General features: G+C 53.7%; 17 protein-coding genes. 10 read left to right on the forward strand and 7 right to left on the reverse strand.

The genetic code is table 11. From position 1 onward, the window contains the following. Window positions 1-192 precede the first annotated feature (192 nt). Window positions 193-990 carry a sulfite exporter TauE/SafE family protein gene (locus A7K61_RS27655; protein ID WP_019821372.1) on the forward strand — a complete coding sequence of 266 codons (798 nt, stop codon included), beginning with the start codon at window positions 193-195 and terminating at the stop codon, window positions 988-990. A 280-nt stretch (window positions 991-1,270) separates the two neighbouring features. Continuing rightward, window positions 1,271-1,768, forward strand: a complete 498-nt coding sequence (locus A7K61_RS27660; RefSeq protein ID WP_019821370.1) for a tetratricopeptide repeat protein — start codon at window positions 1,271-1,273, stop codon at window positions 1,766-1,768. Between the two features lie 76 nt (window positions 1,769-1,844). Here A7K61_RS27660 and znuA read toward each other — a convergent pair whose 3' ends face one another. Both znuA and A7K61_RS27670 read right to left on the reverse strand, forming a co-directional pair. Continuing rightward, window positions 1,845-2,834, reverse strand: a complete 990-nt coding sequence (gene znuA / locus A7K61_RS27665) for a zinc ABC transporter substrate-binding protein ZnuA (protein ID WP_019821367.1) — start codon at window positions 2,832-2,834, stop codon at window positions 1,845-1,847. Window positions 2,835-3,076: 242 nt separating this feature from the next. After that, on the reverse strand, window positions 3,077-4,387 hold the full coding sequence (locus tag A7K61_RS27670; RefSeq protein ID WP_019821365.1) for an MFS transporter: 1,311 nt from the start codon (window positions 4,385-4,387) through the stop codon (window positions 3,077-3,079). A gap of 265 nt (window positions 4,388-4,652) precedes the next feature. Here A7K61_RS27670 and A7K61_RS32890 point away from each other — a divergent pair, with 265 nt between their 5' ends. After that, the gene (locus A7K61_RS32890) at window positions 4,653-4,805 is read left to right on the forward strand and encodes a YHYH domain-containing protein (RefSeq protein WP_232925663.1); all 153 of its coding nucleotides are present in this window, start codon (window positions 4,653-4,655) and stop codon (window positions 4,803-4,805) included. A 48-nt stretch (window positions 4,806-4,853) separates the two neighbouring features. On the opposite strand, the gene A7K61_RS27675 is transcribed toward A7K61_RS32890, so the two are convergent. The 3 genes from A7K61_RS27675 to A7K61_RS27685 form a co-directional block, all read right to left on the reverse strand. Next, window positions 4,854-5,306, reverse strand: a complete 453-nt coding sequence (locus A7K61_RS27675; protein WP_019821364.1) for a chromate resistance protein ChrB domain-containing protein — start codon at window positions 5,304-5,306, stop codon at window positions 4,854-4,856. An 83-nt stretch (window positions 5,307-5,389) separates the two neighbouring features. Continuing rightward, window positions 5,390-6,748, reverse strand: a complete 1,359-nt coding sequence (chrA, locus tag A7K61_RS27680) for a chromate efflux transporter (protein ID WP_019821362.1) — start codon at window positions 6,746-6,748, stop codon at window positions 5,390-5,392. Then, a complete protein-coding gene (locus A7K61_RS27685; RefSeq protein WP_024078242.1) occupies window positions 6,741-7,685 on the reverse strand; it encodes a chromate resistance protein ChrB domain-containing protein in 945 nt (314 codons plus the stop codon). The genes chrA and A7K61_RS27685 overlap by 8 nt, the downstream gene beginning before the upstream one ends. A 411-nt stretch (window positions 7,686-8,096) precedes the next feature. Here A7K61_RS27685 and A7K61_RS31855 point away from each other — a divergent pair, with 411 nt between their 5' ends. After that, window positions 8,097-8,297, forward strand: coding sequence for a heavy-metal-associated domain-containing protein (locus tag A7K61_RS31855; protein ID WP_019821359.1), 201 nt, complete (start codon window positions 8,097-8,099; stop codon window positions 8,295-8,297). A gap of 118 nt (window positions 8,298-8,415) precedes the next feature. Here A7K61_RS31855 and flgB read toward each other — a convergent pair whose 3' ends face one another. Beyond that, entirely contained in the window at window positions 8,416-8,829 is a 414-nt protein-coding gene (gene flgB, locus A7K61_RS31860; protein WP_019821357.1) for a flagellar basal body rod protein FlgB, read from the reverse strand. 384 nt (window positions 8,830-9,213) lie between these two features. Here flgB and A7K61_RS27690 point away from each other — a divergent pair, with 384 nt between their 5' ends. From A7K61_RS27690 to A7K61_RS27705, 6 genes are all read left to right on the forward strand, one after another. After that, a complete protein-coding gene (locus tag A7K61_RS27690; protein ID WP_019821356.1) occupies window positions 9,214-9,420 on the forward strand; it encodes a co-regulatory protein PtrA N-terminal domain-containing protein in 207 nt (68 codons plus the stop codon). 217 nt (window positions 9,421-9,637) lie between these two features. Then, window positions 9,638-11,614, forward strand: coding sequence for a copper resistance system multicopper oxidase (locus A7K61_RS27695; protein WP_024078243.1), 1,977 nt, complete (start codon window positions 9,638-9,640; stop codon window positions 11,612-11,614). 12 nt (window positions 11,615-11,626) lie between these two features. Then, window positions 11,627-11,875, forward strand: coding sequence for a hypothetical protein (locus tag A7K61_RS32895; RefSeq protein WP_154502361.1), 249 nt, complete (start codon window positions 11,627-11,629; stop codon window positions 11,873-11,875). Continuing rightward, window positions 11,847-12,821, forward strand: a complete 975-nt coding sequence (locus A7K61_RS27700) for a copper resistance protein B (RefSeq protein WP_019821351.1) — start codon at window positions 11,847-11,849, stop codon at window positions 12,819-12,821. Before A7K61_RS32895 ends, A7K61_RS27700 begins: the two co-directional genes overlap by 29 nt. A 9-nt stretch (window positions 12,822-12,830) precedes the next feature. After that, window positions 12,831-13,646, forward strand: coding sequence for a cytochrome c (locus tag A7K61_RS31865; RefSeq protein ID WP_024078244.1), 816 nt, complete (start codon window positions 12,831-12,833; stop codon window positions 13,644-13,646). Further along, window positions 13,636-14,103 (forward strand): DUF411 domain-containing protein, encoded by a 468-nt coding sequence (locus A7K61_RS27705; protein WP_024078245.1) that lies wholly within the window; start codon window positions 13,636-13,638, stop codon window positions 14,101-14,103. The genes A7K61_RS31865 and A7K61_RS27705 overlap by 11 nt, the downstream gene beginning before the upstream one ends. A 305-nt stretch (window positions 14,104-14,408) precedes the next feature. On the opposite strand, the gene A7K61_RS27710 is transcribed toward A7K61_RS27705, so the two are convergent. Continuing rightward, window positions 14,409-14,741: a DUF2790 domain-containing protein gene (locus A7K61_RS27710; RefSeq protein ID WP_032874284.1), complete on the reverse strand. Its 333-nt coding sequence runs from the start codon at window positions 14,739-14,741 to the stop codon at window positions 14,409-14,411. Window positions 14,742-14,865: the final 124 nt, after the last annotated feature.

Genomic DNA, 14,865 nt, shown 5'->3' on the forward strand with positions numbered 1-14,865 from the left:
CCTAACGCACAGGACTGCCAGCGGTTAGTCAGCGCACGCCATCAGCAAGCGTTGGCGAACTCTTTGTTTGATGGGCTACGGCAACACTTCAGCCGACGCCCTCCAGTGAACACTTATCTAGCTTGGCAGAAGGACCAGGAAAGATCCTAGTCTAGCTTTGTAGTTTCAGGGCGCTGAAAAGAAAAATGAGCAATGACCTCAAGTAGAGAAAAAAACAAACCAATAGTATTTGGTAGCGGCACTATTATCGGTGCCCTAGGTGGGCTGATTGGCTTGGGTGGCGCAGAGTTCAGGCTGCCACTACTCATCGGATTGTTTGGTTTCGGTGCGTTGGAGGCTGTCATTCTCAACAAGGCCATGAGCCTCGTGGTGGTAGCCACAGCTCTTCCATTTCGCGCATTCAGCGTTCCCTACTCTGCGGTCTTTGAACGGTGGGACATCATCGTCACGCTTCTGGCTGGAAGCCTTGCGGGTGCTTGGTTTGGAGCGGGATGGGCAACCAAGCTCAAGAGTAAAACCTTGTACCGCGTTTTGGCAGTGCTGCTCGTAGGCATCGCTGTTGCTTTGCTGTTCGGCCATGAGGCAAGCGCAACTGGGGTCGCCCTGCTTCAAGGCGAGACACTGGCTATAGTCGGGATCGTGGTTGGCTTCGGTATCGGAGTAGTTGCTGCATTGATGGGGGTTGCTGGCGGTGAGTTGTTAATACCCACAATCGTTCTACTATTCGGTGCTGACATCAAGCTCGCTGGCAGTCTTTCACTTGCTGTGAGCCTGCCCACAATGATTGTGGGTTTCACGCGATACAGCCGCGACCAGAGCTTTTCGATAATCCGCGCTCAACGGCCATTCATACTGGTCATGGCAGCGGGTTCCATCATAGGAACATTCATCGGCGGGCAATTACTAGGTCTGATCCCGACAACATATCTCCTCCCGTTGCTCGCCGCCATTCTCCTGATTTCCTCGGTAAAAGTATGGCGTCATAGTTGAACTTTGACTCGGCCGCTAAGGGAAAGGCACTCGCCCATGAACCGAATTTACTGGTCTGGCCAAAAACCTCAATTTAGTAGTACCTGAGCGCACGGCAACCTTGGGCCGCCCTTGTGGTTCGCACTTATGCGGCGGCAATTCTTCAATTTCACTCGCTCGCGGTAGAGGAGGCCACGCCAGCACATCCCTTAAGTAGGTATACGGATCATGGCTTAAAGGTGACGGGTGGATTCTTTGCTAGGATTATCGATAGTGCTCCAAGACAAAATCAGGATTCGCCATGCACGCCCGCCATGTACCAGTTTACCTTGTGCTGCTTGGTGTTCTGAACACGGTCTATGCAGGTTTCGATGAAGGTTTCTCGGCTTTTCAGCGAGGAGATTTCACCGCCGCTTTACGTGAATGGCGACCTTTAGCTGAACAGGGCAACGCTGCCGCACAATCCAACCTCGGAATGATGTACGTCCAGGGCAAAGGCGTGCCGCAGGACTTCAAGGAGGCCATCAAGTGGTATCGCCTCGCTGCCGAGCAGGGGGCAGCCCTCGCTCGATCCAACCTCGGAGTGCTATACGCCAATGGTTATGGGGTGCCGCAGAATCACGTGGTAGCTTATGCGCTCTTTAGCCTGGCGGCCGCGAGCGCTCCTGACAGCATTGCGTTAGAAGAGCGCGATAGGATTACCGCTTCAATGACGCCACAAGAGATTGAGGCCGCGCAGAAGCTGACGCAGGACATGTCTGGCAATCCCATCAAAGCCATAGATGCGTATCTTCACTGAAAAGGCGATGACCTATGGCCCGAAATATTGTGCCGATCATCATCCAGTTCGGCTCAATCGTATGCATAATTCCATTTCAAAGTTGATCAAGACACCCAGCAAGACCATCGCTGAGATTCATCAGCAATTGCTCGTAGTTGTTGGACAAGGGTTTTAGACCAAAGCCCAGCGCATCTAGTTCGGCAAAATGCACTGGCAGGCCATCGCTCAAGGTTTGCGCCAGACGTGGACGCATGGGTGGTTCGCTAAATATACAGGTAGGTCCAGCAGCCTTGAGGCGCTCTCGCATCTCTGCGACGTGGCGTGCACCAGGCGGGACCTCGGCGTTGATTGCGAAAACTCCAGTGTGCTGCAATCCGTAGGCCTCCTCAAAGTAGTCGAAAGCCTGGTGGAAGACGAAGAACGGTTTGCCTTCCAGCGGCTTGAGGCGCGCTTTTAGTTTGATATCGAGGGTTTTTAAGCGTTGCTCGAAGGCATCCAGATTTGCTTGGTAGCGAGCGGCATTGCCTGGATCGACAAGAGCCAGATCCGAAGCCATGTGTTTGGCGATCAACCGTGCATTCTCAGGTCTCAGCCAGAGGTGGGCATCCAGTGCACCGGGTCGATGAAGTTGGTCATGATTATCGACCTGCAATTCTGTTGCCTGCTCTTTTGCATCATGCCCCTCAGATTGATCTCCGACAGGCTCGTCGTCATGTCGATGCTCCTCGCCAAAATGCCTTAGGTGCAGCCCCTGCATGTCCTGCACAGCCACGCTCTTGCCCTTTCGGCCCTCAAGTACGGTAGGCAGAAAGCCCTCCAAGTCTGGCCCGATCCAGTAAACCAGGTCTGCTTCTTTTACCTGACGCAAGTCCGAAGGACGTAACGTGTAATGGTGAGGTGAAGCACCGGCTGGTAGTAACACATCAGGTGTCCCGACACCGTCCTGCACGGCCGCAGCAATGAGTTGCAGCGGTTTGATGCTGGTTAGAACACGGGGTTCGGCGAAGGCCGAGGCGGCCACCAACCAAGTCAGGGTCACGGCGGGCAAAAGGGAAGAGAGGCGAGGCAAGGCGGCATCACTCATTGATTTTTATAGTTACATAATAACATACCGATCAGCCGGCATGTTCAAGTCGATCCGTGAATTCTGGATTGAGCGATGGAGTGCATATCTGCCGTTGCTTTGCAGCACGCAGTACTCCCACGGCAGTGCTTCGAGGAACCGGCCTGCTCCAGGCTGACTTTCAGGGCGAGCTGGTCTCTTCAGATTTTGGCGGCCAATCATGCAGTTTGCCTGGAGCAGCCTTAAAGCAGGTGTTGACGCGGTTACCTATTCGGCCAGCGACGATGTTGATCATCAATGACATATGGATGTTCATGATCGGTGCCGCTGTGTCCGTCCAGGTGAGTATGGTCATCCGACAGATTCTCATGGCTGTGCCTGATACTCTCTTGATCATGGGCCGGACGCCAGATCACGATGCTGACCGCCAATGCGCTACCTGCCACGACAACGAGCCCAACAAACGAGGCCGTGAGGCTGATGTTGGCACCCAGCCATCCCGCCAATGGGTAGGTAATCAACCAGCAGGCATGGGATAGCGCAAATTGGGCGGCAAACAACGCCGGGCGATCTTCGGCATGTGCAGAGCGACGCAACAGTCGACCGCTCGGAGTCTGGGCCAAGGAGTAGCCCACCCCAAGCACCATCCACAGCGGCAGCAGAAAGTTGTAGGTGGTCAGGTTGATGCCAACCGCTAAGCCTGCGACCAATATGCCTCCGCCAAACAGCATGGCCGTTCGGTCTTTGATGTTTTTCAACAATCGAGGCAAGACCAGGGCAGCGACCATCGAGCCGCCACCAAACGCAGCCAGCGCTAATGCCGTAGAACTCTGAGGCAGAGCGAAGCGCGACTGCACCAGCACTACGGTGTTGACGATGACCATTGCACTAGCAGCCGCTACCGTCAGATTGAGAGCCAGCAGCCCCCGCAAGCGAGGAGTGGCCAGGAATATGCGCAGGCCACGAGTGGTTCGTTCGTAGATGCTGCGTCGTGGCGTCGGTTTCGCCTTTGGCAGGAGTACTGTGGCGACCAAGGCCGCTGAGGCAAGGAACCCGATGACGGTGCCGGCGAACAGGTTATGGAAGCTGATCACGGTCAGCAACGCGGCGGCGAGCATTGGGCTGGCGACACTTTCAAGATCGTAGGCGAGACGTGATAGCGACAAGGCGCGGGTGTAATCGTCCTCATCCGGCAGTATGTCTGGAATGGTCGCCTGGAACGTCGGAGTGAACGCTGCCGAGGCGGACTGAAGGACGAAAATCAGCACATAGATTTGCCAGACTTCGGTCACGAACGGCAACGCCAGTGCAACCACGGCACGTATCAAATCCAGCGAGACCAGCATCGCTCGACGGGGTAGGCGTTCTGCAAAAGCGGCGGCAATCGGCGCCACGCCGATGTAGGCCGTCATTTTAATCGCCAAGGCTGTACCGAGGACGGCGCCCGCTTGGGCGCCCGCAAGATCGAATGCCAGTAGCCCCAGCGCGACGGTGGCGAGTCCAGTCCCTACGAGCGCGATTACTTGGGCGAGAAAGAGATGACGGTAGGTGCGGTTGGCTAGGATTTTCAGCATGAGAAATCTCACATGGAGAGGCGTGTGACCACTAGATTGTCGAGCATTTCTCGAAGAAAGAGAGCAACGAGTTTCTCGTTTATAGATGTTCTTATATCCTCCCTAGGGGGATATCACAACATCCTAAACTAGAGGCGGGGACAGCTCAAGAAATAGGCACTCAGCCTTTCATCGAATGTCAGGGAAACAGCGAGGAAGTTGCTTGCTCGATGAAGGCAATTGGCCATACTCTGCAAGGCGTGAGAGGTCTCACGAGTATAAAAACATGAGCATGGAGCAAGCCCTGATGAAACTGTCTGCCCTTTTGATCGCCGCTTTACTTTCGATTTCGTCCGCTGCTGCCTTCGCGCATAGTGGTGGTACTGATTCAAAAGGTTGCCATCGCAACCATAAAACGAACGACTACCACTGCCACTAAACGGCAAAAGCCCAGCGCTAGGCTGGGCTTCAGTGCGAGCTGGTCTCTTTACATTTGAGGAGGCCAGTTGTGCGATTCACCTTGGCATTCCTTGCACCAGGCATAAAGCGCGTCGTACAGGATCAGTCCATGCGAAAGCATTTCATGATCATCGGAATATCGCTGCGACAGCCCCAGTGAGATGGCGTACAGCCCAGCCGATTGTGGCGTCAGATCCAGACGAGAGGTATCTGCTCCCCGCACGATCTTCGCGAGCTGCTGCAAGGCGGGCTCATTGAGCTGGTACTTCTTCACAAACGCGTCGAAGCTGCACAACTCACCCTCATGGGTAAGCTCTACGCCCGGAATGTCGTAGGGTGTCGCATCTTTCTCAGCTGCAATCCGCAGCACATCACCGCTGGGTACGTACAAGAACTCGGCCTGTGGATCGATAAAGCGAGTGATCAGCCAAGGACAAGCAACCCGATCGATCTTGGGTCGTTCACGGGTAATCCACCTCATGGAACACCTCCTGCCTAGCTCAATAGGCTGGGTGGTCAGGCGAGCCCAATGCCCGCCAAAGATTGCTAATCAATTCATGCTTTCTAGCGCAGCAAATGCACAGCCAACCCGACGAGCGCGCAGGCCATCAGTACCTGAATGACGCCTCGCTTGAAGCGGAACAAGGCAATCGCCGCAGCAATCGCGATCAACGCGGAGGGCCAGTCCAGGTTACCGCTGAAGCCTTTCGGCCAAAGTACGTGATAGCCGAAGAAACACGCCAGATTGAGGATAACTCCCACCACCGCCGCCGTAATGGCGGTAAGGGGTGCCGTGAACTTGAGTTCGTTGTGGGTCGACTCCACCAGCGGGCCACCCGCGAGGATGAACAGGAACGATGGTAGAAAGGTGAACCAGGTCACTAGGGCGGCGGCCACAGCTCCCGCCAGAAATACTTGATCGGCACCGAATACTTGCAAGACATAGGCCCCGACAAAGCCGACGAAAGCCACCACCATGATCAGCGGCCCTGGCGTGGTTTCCCCCAGAGCCAGCCCGTCGATCATCTGCGTCGGGGTTAGCCAGCCATAGTGACCGACCGCGCCTTGGTAGACGTATGGGAGCACTGCGTAGGCTCCGCCAAAGGTCAGTAATGCCGCCTTGGTAAAGAACCAGCTCATCTGGGTCAAGGTTCCTTCCCAACCAAAGAGGGCGGTCAAAATCCCCATCGGCAAAGCCCATAGCACGGCGCCGATCAGTGCGAGCGATGCCAATTTCAACCAGCTGAACCGGGCATGTTCCGGGGACGGAGTGTCGTCATCGATCAAGGCTGGGCCGAAGGACTTTTTGGCGGCGCTATGCCCCCCAGCTCTGAACTTCTCGGGAGCCAGGCGACCTCCGACATAGCCGATTAACGCGGCCCCCAAGACGATCAGCGGGAACGGAACATTGAATGCAAAGATCGCGGTAAATGAAGCCGCCGCTATTGCCCACAGCCAATTGTTCTTCAATGCCCGAGAGCCGATTCTATGTGCCGCCTGCACCACGATGGCCGTTACGGCGGGTTTGATCCCATAGAAAAGTCCGGCCACCGCGGGGACATCGCCAAAGGCGATATACATCCACGAAAGAGCGATCAGGATGAAAAGTGAGGGCAGTACAAACAAAGCACCCGCAATAACTCCGCCCCAGGTTCGATGCATTAGCCAGCCAATGTAGGTTGCTAACTGCTGAGCTTCAGGCCCAGGCAACAACATGCAGTAATTGAGGGCATGCAGGAATCTGCGCTCGGAAATCCAGCGTCGCCGTTCCACCAGCTCCTGGTGCATGATCGAGATCTGTCCGGCTGGCCCGCCGAAACTGATGAAGCCGAGCTTCAGCCAGAACCAGAACGCCTCACGCAGACTAATCGGTTCAGGCCTCGACATATCCTCTTCAACCTCTGGTGCCAAAACCTTACTCATTGGGTTGCTCCTCTTTCACGAACCCGGCGAGCAGGCCATCGAAGATGGCACTTGCAGCTGCCAGCAGATGGTCGTCATGGGTAATGGTTTCACGTAGCCCTGCCAGCACCCGTTCGATACCGGCAGCCTCCACCGGCTGGATACCTCCGATATCGAGGTAGTGCACCAATGCGGCGATACGGTTTAGGCCGGGCTCTTGAAGCTCAAAACTGGCTTGTAGGGTTTCGAAGGTGACGCGGTTACCAACATGGCTGAAGGTTGCGTCATCGAAATCAAAACCCAGGGCACCGACTGGACAGTCCTGTGGCGTGTTCAGCCAGAGGATCTGAGCTTGCGCGTCAATGAAGCGACGAATGAGCCAGGCACACGCCAGTCGGTCGACCCAGGGACGCTTGCGTGTTGCCCAGACGCGTCCCTGATAATCATCAACATAGAGTGTCGTTATTGTTTGGTTGCTGCTGTGTGGCTCATCCGGAGACAGGGCCCTGCTAACCGCTGTCTCTAGCTCCTGCAAAGCCAAATTAATTTGCTGCTTCGGCTTACCTGGAAAGTAATCGATGTTGACCAGTTGTTCGTAGGCTTTGCGCAGCTTGCGAATCTGCTTGGTGGTGGCCAGTGCGTTCTCAGCATTGAGCTGTGCACGGCATGCTTCGATCTCAGTGCGTAGCTTGGTGTAGTCCTCGCTACGGTCGAACAGCTCGACAAAGCGCTCACCGTGAGAATCGACGACGGGCAAGACGTAAGCGGTGCCGTTGATGGCCAGGATGTCGCGTTCGACAGACGCTAACGCTTCACGACAGACACCGGTATCAGGCAGCAGGTAAGCACCATCGCGCAAAACTGCCGCACCTGAAGCTTTCAAAGCGCGCCAAGCCCGCATGCGTTCGGTGGCATTAGCGGTGGGTAAGCCAAGAATCAGAGTCAGCCAATTTTTCATGTAGAGATAGCTATTTAATATGTAGTCAGTATTACATTACTCCTAATCTTGGCGTTTGGAAAGCCGCCCTATAGAGCTAGGGTTTTGGCGAGACCAACTGGAGAAGGGGTTGCGAAGGCAGGGTTAATAGGTGCTGTGCGTGTTGGCCTGTCAGTCAGGCTTTCAAGCTTCAGACGTTCGTGATGAGCGTCCGGTTTTGGCCGTTCTCTGCCGGTCATGGCCAAGAAGCGTACTGGTCGAATCCGATGCAAATGGCTGGTTAGGTCAAATGCAAAAGGGTGGTCCAGACTGTGCAATTACCCATGAATGACGCTCACAACCCGAAACAGATAACTATTGACCTTGCCATCGTGTCAACGTTGATGCTGTCGGTGCGGTGAAAAGAGACCGCTCAGCACGAGAGGAATAACCATGTTCGTCTTAGATGTATCAGGCATTGGTTGCGGCAGTTGCGTCAGCAAAATTACCAAAGCGATTCAGTCACTGGACAACGAAGCTACGGTTTCCGTGGATCGGTCAGCCGGTAAGGTGAGTGTTGAAAGCAGCGAAAGCCCAGAGCAGATTCGTAAAGCTGTCGAGGCGTTAGGTTTTCCTTCTCAGATCAGCGCTTGAATGCTGACACCTGCCCCTAGTCAGAGCCCCGTATGCAGGGGGCTCCCCTTGGTGAACCCTCAGGGAGTACCGAAGCAGCCGCGTCGGCCACAATTACCGCTCGCAAGCCCTTGCGCTACTAATCACCTCGCAGAGCTTTGAGCAAACCTTTGAATGCTCCATTCAACCGAGTAAAAGCGGCGTCGAAACGTATTCCATTTTCTGTGTATTTTGCGACCTCGACCTGCTGATCGACAGTATTTTGATCAATGGCAGGTTGAGCTGGTGTGCTGTAAAGCAACGCACCTCCGTAAATATCACCTGCTGATTCTTTTTCGGTAACGTGTTTTACATTTGTTGTTTTCAAATAAAACGGAGTAGCAGGAGTTTCTGTTGTCTGGCTTGCAAGCACAGTAGAAAAATCTAAGTCTCGGGCCTTGAAGTTCGGCGTATCAGCGTTTGCGATATTGTTACTCAGGATCTCAGCTCTTTGACTACGATAAATTAACGCTCTTTCTGCGAAGCCAAGCGCTTTCTCAAAATTAATACTCACGCTAAATCACCCTCAGTAGCGCTACTATTTCCCATGAACATCGAACACTTAAGTGTTGACGCGGTGCATCCAGGTTCAGATATGCAGTTCCAGTAAAGAAACTAAAAAAACATCTTCCCCTTGAAAGTTAACGGAAACTTACAAAGTCACGCACCTCAAACTGATACTCAGTAAATAGCGGTGTGACGCTGGAAGATCGAGACCTTACGGATTAAATAGCGTGTTCCTCAAGAGAAATATCGCAACCTGACACAACTGTAATATTCACCTAAGGTTCCTGACAGGGGATGAGTCTTATAGTCCTATTGAGCCTTAAGCTCACCCCTAAGAATCATCACTTGATGTGGATTCGGGGGTTACCAATACTCATCCGAGGAAATTCAAATGAACCCCATCAAAACTTTGTTCGTCATCGCAGCCCTGACCGTCTCTTCTTTGGCAATGGCTGAAGGCGGTGGTGACCGGGCGTTCGCACGTATGGAAGCGGCTAGGAATAATTCAATGGAATCGTATCAAGTAGCCCAAAAGCAAAGCACCCAACCTCCCATCGCAGAAAGCCAAGCCAAATCGACGGACCACAAGAATTGCTGAATAGCTTGCTGCGCTCCCAAGCTGACAGAAATGTAATCACTGTGGTGGTTCAAATGTGGCAATTTCTGAGCTCGCTTGCCGTAAGAACTCGTTTTTAGTGACGGCGAGCGAGCTCATTCGGGCTCATTACACCCCCCGAGAGAGTGCCTTCACCTGTTTGAGCAACTCATTGGTTGTTTCGCACGGCTTCCCTTTTGACTGATCGGACATAAACGGCATGCATTCCAAAACCTCTAGGCGGACATTCGTTAAAGGCCTGGCCGCTGGTGGCATTCTCGGCGGCCTGGGTCTGTGGCGCACTCCTGTATGGGCAGTGACCAGTCCTGGTCTGCCGAGCGTTCTCACCGGTAACGAATTTGATCTGTTTATTGGTGAAACCCCTGTAAACATAACTGGCTCGCCGCGCACAGCCATGACCATCAATGGTTCGTTGCCCGGACCTTTGCTGCGCTGGCGCGAAGGCGAGACGGTCACACTGCGTGTGAAAAATCGCCTAGACCAAGACACCTCCATTCATTGGCACGGGATCATTCTGCCCGCCAATATGGACGGTGTACCGGGTTTGAGTTTCCATGGCATCGCGCCCGATGGCATGTACGAGTACAAATTCAAGGTGCATCAGAACGGTACGTACTGGTACCACAGCCACTCTGGTTTGCAGGAGCAGGCAGGCGTTTACGGTCCAATCGTCATCGACTCGAAAGAGCCTGAACCTTTTCAATACAACCGCGATTATGTGGTGATGTTGACTGACTGGACCGATGAAGATCCTAGTCGCGTCATGGCCAAGCTCAAGAAGCAATCGGACTACTACAATCACCACAAACGTACCGTGGGCGACTTTATCGACGACGTCAGCAAGCAAGGTTGGTCTGCTGCCGTGGCCGACCGGAAGATGTGGGCTGAAATGAAAATGAACCCCACTGATCTCGCAGACGTCAGTGGGGATACTTACACCTATCTCATGAATGGCCAGGCGCCTAACGGTAACTGGACCGGTATTTTCAAGCCGGGCGAGAAGCTGCGCCTGCGCTTTATCAACGGCTCAGCTATGAGCTATTTCGACGTCCGCATCCCTGGTTTGAAAATGACCGTTGTGGCGGCTGACGGCCAACATGTCGAACCAGTCAGCGTCGATGAATTCCGCATCGCCGTGGCAGAAACGTATGACGTGATCGTAGAACCTGCCAGCGAAGAAGCTTACACAATCTTCGCCCAGTCCATGGATAGAACCGGTTATGCACGTGGAACCTTGGCAGTTCGCGAAGGATTAAAGGCACAGGTACCTGCGATCGATCCTCGGCCGCTTTTGACCATGGATGACATGGGTATGGGCGGTATGGCGGGCATGGACCATGGCAGCATGGCTGGTATGGGCGGCGGCGATATGAAACAAGGTGACATGTCAGGCATGGCGGGCATGGACCACAGCAAAATGGCGGGAATGGACCAAAGTGACATGACCGGGATGACCGGCATGGACAGCGGTGACATGACTAACATGGCCGGTATGGACCACAGCAAGATGGCGGGAATGGACAAAGGCGACATGTCCAACATGGCCGGCATGGACCACAGCAAGATGGCGGGAATGGACAAAGGCGACATGTCCAACATGGCTGGCATGGACCACAGCAAGATGGCAGGGATGGGCGGTATGGGTGGCGAAATGCAAACTCACCCAGCGTCCGAAACCAACAACCCGTTGGTTGACATGCAAGCCATGAACCCAACGCCCAAGCTAAACGATCCAGGCATCGGGTTACGAAACAATGGTCGTCGAGTGCTCACCTACTCAGACCTGAAAAGCACCTTCCAAGACCCTGACGGTCGCGAGCCCAATCGCACCATTGAGCTTCATCTGACCGGTCACATGGAGAAGTTTTCGTGGTCCTTCAACGGCATCAAATTCTCTGACGCCGAGCCGCTTCGTCTGAAGTATGGGGAGCGTCTGCGTATCACCCTGGTGAACGACACCATGATGACCCACCCCATCCACCTTCACGGCATGTGGAGCGACCTTGAAGATGAGAACGGCAAGTTCATGGTGCGCAAGCACACAATCGACATGCCACCAGGTACCAAGCGCAGCTATCGAGTCACCGCCGATGCCTTAGGTCGCTGGGCCTATCACTGCCACCTGCTTTTCCATATGGAAATGGGCATGTTCCGTGAAGTACGGGTTGATGAGTAAAGGAGACGATCTGTGAGCACATACCTAAATCGTAAATCGCTGGTCGGTTGCCTCTTTGCCGTCGGCTTGATGGGTGGACTCTCGTCCGTGGCGCTGGCAGTCGAAGATAGTAGTGTTCATTCACCTGCTACTCCTGCGGAAGCAACGAGCAAGCCTCCAACTGCGACAAACGAGTCAAAGCCCGATCACGGGTCAATGGATCACAGCAAGATGAGCCATGAGTCGATGGATCATGACCAAAAAACCAAAAAGGCAGATTGAGATCATGACCAGTAAGTTTTTACGCCCAACGTTGATAGCACTGGCAGTCTCTACCAGTCCTGCTTTCTTTGTCGTGGTTCACGCCGCTGAAGAGATGGATCACTCCAAGATGGACCACGGCTCAATCGGAGCTATGGACCATAGCAAGATGGGGGCTATGGATCACAGCAAGATGAGTATGGATGACGGGCAAATGGACGGAATGGAAAGTATGGATGGAGGGGCGACTACCACCAGTCGAACCCCAGTCCCCGTACTTACCGACGCTGACCGTGCAGCCGCCTTTCCAGATGTCGCTGGTCATGGTGTCCACGACAAAAAACTAAATTCCTTCATGCTGCTGGATAAATTTGAGTACCAGGATGCTGACAACGGTAGTGCATTGGCCTGGGATGCAAAAGGATGGATCGGCGGTGACGTTGACCGACTGTGGTTGCGCTCGGAAGGCGAACGTACCAATGGCGTAACGGAAAACGCTGAACTCTCAGCACTTTGGGGGCACTCCATCGGTCCATGGTGGGATGTCGTCACCGGCGTACGACAAGACTTCAAACCCGGGTCACCACAAACTTGGGGAGCGCTCGGTATTCAGGGCATGGCCCTCTATAACTTTGAAGCCGAAGCGACCGCCTACATCGGTGAGAACGGTCAAACCGCTGCTCGATTGGAAGGCGACTACGACATTCTGCTGACCAATCGCCTGATCTTGCAGCCGACGGCCGAAGCCAATTTTTACGGAAAAAATGATCCCCAGCGCGGCATTGGGTCTGGATTGGCAAACACCGAAGTAGGGCTCCGATTGCGTTATGAGATTGTTCGCCAATTTGCCCCTTACATTGGTGTTAGCTGGAGCCGCTCCTACGGCAATACGGCAGATCTGGCCAGCGATGAAGGAGAGGATGCCAACGAGGCCCGGTTTGTCGCCGGTATTCGGATGTGGTTTTGAGGGCCTGACATGAAAAGAACATTGAAAACATTGACTGCTGCCGGGGTGGTTGCCGCAATAACAGGTGCCGGCGTGGTTTATTTTGGTGTGATCAATGTTGGGGCGGATGAACCACATTCCGATCCCGTTTACGCGCTACTTTCCACCGCTCGGGATCGCTCGATCGAAGTGCGCTCACGCGACATTAAAGTCCCCGACCTGAGCGAAGAAGCTCTCATCCGCGCAGGTGCTGGCAACTACAACTCTATGTGCATCGGTTGCCATCTGGCTCCGGGTATTGCAGGAACCGAGTTAAGTAATAGCCTTTACCCTGCACCTCCGAATCTTTCAAAACTGGGCGTTGATGGAAACCCTGCCGCAGCTTTCTGGATCATCAAGCATGGAATCAAATCCACAGGCATGCCCGCTTGGGGTAAAAGCATGGCCGATCCCTACATATGGGGAATGGTCGCTTTTCTCCAGCAACTGCCTTCATTGGATGCAGAGCAATACAAAGCTCTAGCAACCAGCAGCGGTGGTCATCAACACGGTGGCGGTGAGAGCAAAATGCATAACCATGAAGGCCAGCATGAGGGCCAAAAAGGCGTTGTCGCGGGGCATCATGACGCGAGTGCAGCCGAAGAGATAGCCGAAGCAGGCGACCATCATGGCGAGAGAAACAGCGCTCATGCCCATGAGGCGGCCGCAGCGCCTTCTCAGGATGAAAGTACCGAACACGCCCATCCTCAGGTTGTGGAGGCTTCACATGACGCCCCTGAAACTCCGGCCACTCAGCCAAAAACTCATACCCACGCTGATGGGAAGGAACATACCCATGCGAAATAACTTTCTTCGTCCCGGTCGGGCACTTCGCCTCGCTGCATTTGCGGCTCTGTTTATCAGTTCAGCTGGTCATGCAGCAGAGTCGCTGACGATCGACGTCCATCGTGACGCTAACTGTGGATGCTGCAAGAAGTGGATCCAGCACCTTGAAGCTAACGGCTTCACCGTCGTTGATCATGTAGAAACCAACATGAGCGCGGTCAAGCAGGATCTCGGTGTTGCTCCACGACTCTCGTCCTGCCACACAGCAATGATCAATGGAAAGTTTGTTGAAGGTCACGTGCCCGCCGAGCAAATCATTGCGATGAGCAAACGTGACGACCTTCTCGGGATCGCCGTTCCTGGCATGCCGGCCGGCTCCCCAGGAATGGAAGTGGACGGGAAACATGACGCTTATAAGGTAATCGGCTTGTCCAAAGCAGGCACAGACCACGTCATTGCTGAATACCCCGGAAACTGATCTTCTAATCTTGTTCCTGCATGGTCAGGGTCATGGCAGTGCAGAGGACATAGCTCATTTTGAACGTAAAAAAGGCGCCACTAGGGCGCCTAAACCGCCTCCCAAACCAAAGGAGAAACAAGGAGGCGGGATGTATCTGGTGGTTGAGCAATACTTCACTGCGCGTTAGAAACCTTTCAACTGACAGAGATGATTTCATAAAATGGATAACTTCAGCCTGTCCTGAAAATTACTTCTACGTCAGCGGGCAGTAAGCTTGTTCGGACAAACGGAAAATTATGTTGCGCTTAAATAATTTGCATGGTCTAGCTTCCATGTGGGCAGTTGTCGGCCATAACCTTATATTCCACGGTGTTAAGCTTGCCGGTAGAGTCTTCGTAGGTCATGCGCGAAGGAGCAATACCACAGGTTTTATTGGCTTGTGTGACACTGACGACCTTCTGGATATCGAGGTTCATACCATATTCATAATGAACAATTTCAGGAGGTGTCTTACCATTTCTTGAGGCGTATTGTTCCATTGCCTGTTGGTTCTCTTGCATCATTCGACCATAAACGCGGTCACCGCCTCCCTCAGCCATGGCCAAAGCAGATAAGGTCAAAATAGTAGCGGCAAAAAATCCTTTCATTGCTGTCATTGCTTTCATAATTATCTCCAGAGCTCAATTATTTCTGAGTTAAAGAGTAACAAGTGAAAGCTTTCAGAAAGCTGCCGCGAATGTTACTAATGTGAAAGGTGGACCCTGCTCCGCGTCTACGCTT

It is taken from the genome of Pseudomonas sp. AP42 (genome assembly GCF_001728935.1).
Classification (GTDB): domain Bacteria; phylum Pseudomonadota; class Gammaproteobacteria; order Pseudomonadales; family Pseudomonadaceae; genus Aquipseudomonas; species Aquipseudomonas lactis.

Excerpts from the sequence above, each read along its gene's own strand:
- A7K61_RS27685 (WP_024078242.1), bottom strand. The coding sequence starts at position 7,685 with ATGAAAAATTGGCTGACTCTGATTCTTGGCTTACCCACCGCTAATGCC.
- A7K61_RS31865 (WP_024078244.1), top strand. The coding sequence starts at position 12,831 with ATGAAAAGAACATTGAAAACATTGACTGCTGCCGGGGTGGTTGCCGCA.
- znuA (WP_019821367.1), bottom strand. The coding sequence starts at position 2,834 with ATGAGTGATGCCGCCTTGCCTCGCCTCTCTTCCCTTTTGCCCGCCGTG.
- A7K61_RS27695 (WP_024078243.1), top strand. The coding sequence starts at position 9,638 with ATGCATTCCAAAACCTCTAGGCGGACATTCGTTAAAGGCCTGGCCGCT.
- A7K61_RS27690 (WP_019821356.1), top strand. The coding sequence starts at position 9,214 with ATGAACCCCATCAAAACTTTGTTCGTCATCGCAGCCCTGACCGTCTCT.
- A7K61_RS27705 (WP_024078245.1), top strand. The coding sequence starts at position 13,636 with ATGCGAAATAACTTTCTTCGTCCCGGTCGGGCACTTCGCCTCGCTGCA.
- chrA (WP_019821362.1), bottom strand. The coding sequence starts at position 6,748 with ATGAGTAAGGTTTTGGCACCAGAGGTTGAAGAGGATATGTCGAGGCCT.
- A7K61_RS27700 (WP_019821351.1), top strand. The coding sequence starts at position 11,847 with ATGACCAAAAAACCAAAAAGGCAGATTGAGATCATGACCAGTAAGTTT.
- A7K61_RS27655 (WP_019821372.1), top strand. The coding sequence starts at position 193 with ATGACCTCAAGTAGAGAAAAAAACAAACCAATAGTATTTGGTAGCGGC.
- A7K61_RS27675 (WP_019821364.1), bottom strand. The coding sequence starts at position 5,306 with ATGAGGTGGATTACCCGTGAACGACCCAAGATCGATCGGGTTGCTTGT.
- A7K61_RS27710 (WP_032874284.1), bottom strand. The coding sequence starts at position 14,741 with ATGACAGCAATGAAAGGATTTTTTGCCGCTACTATTTTGACCTTATCT.
- A7K61_RS32890 (WP_232925663.1), top strand. The coding sequence starts at position 4,653 with ATGAGCATGGAGCAAGCCCTGATGAAACTGTCTGCCCTTTTGATCGCC.
- A7K61_RS31855 (WP_019821359.1), top strand. The coding sequence starts at position 8,097 with ATGTTCGTCTTAGATGTATCAGGCATTGGTTGCGGCAGTTGCGTCAGC.
- A7K61_RS27660 (WP_019821370.1), top strand. The coding sequence starts at position 1,271 with ATGCACGCCCGCCATGTACCAGTTTACCTTGTGCTGCTTGGTGTTCTG.
- A7K61_RS27670 (WP_019821365.1), bottom strand. The coding sequence starts at position 4,387 with ATGCTGAAAATCCTAGCCAACCGCACCTACCGTCATCTCTTTCTCGCC.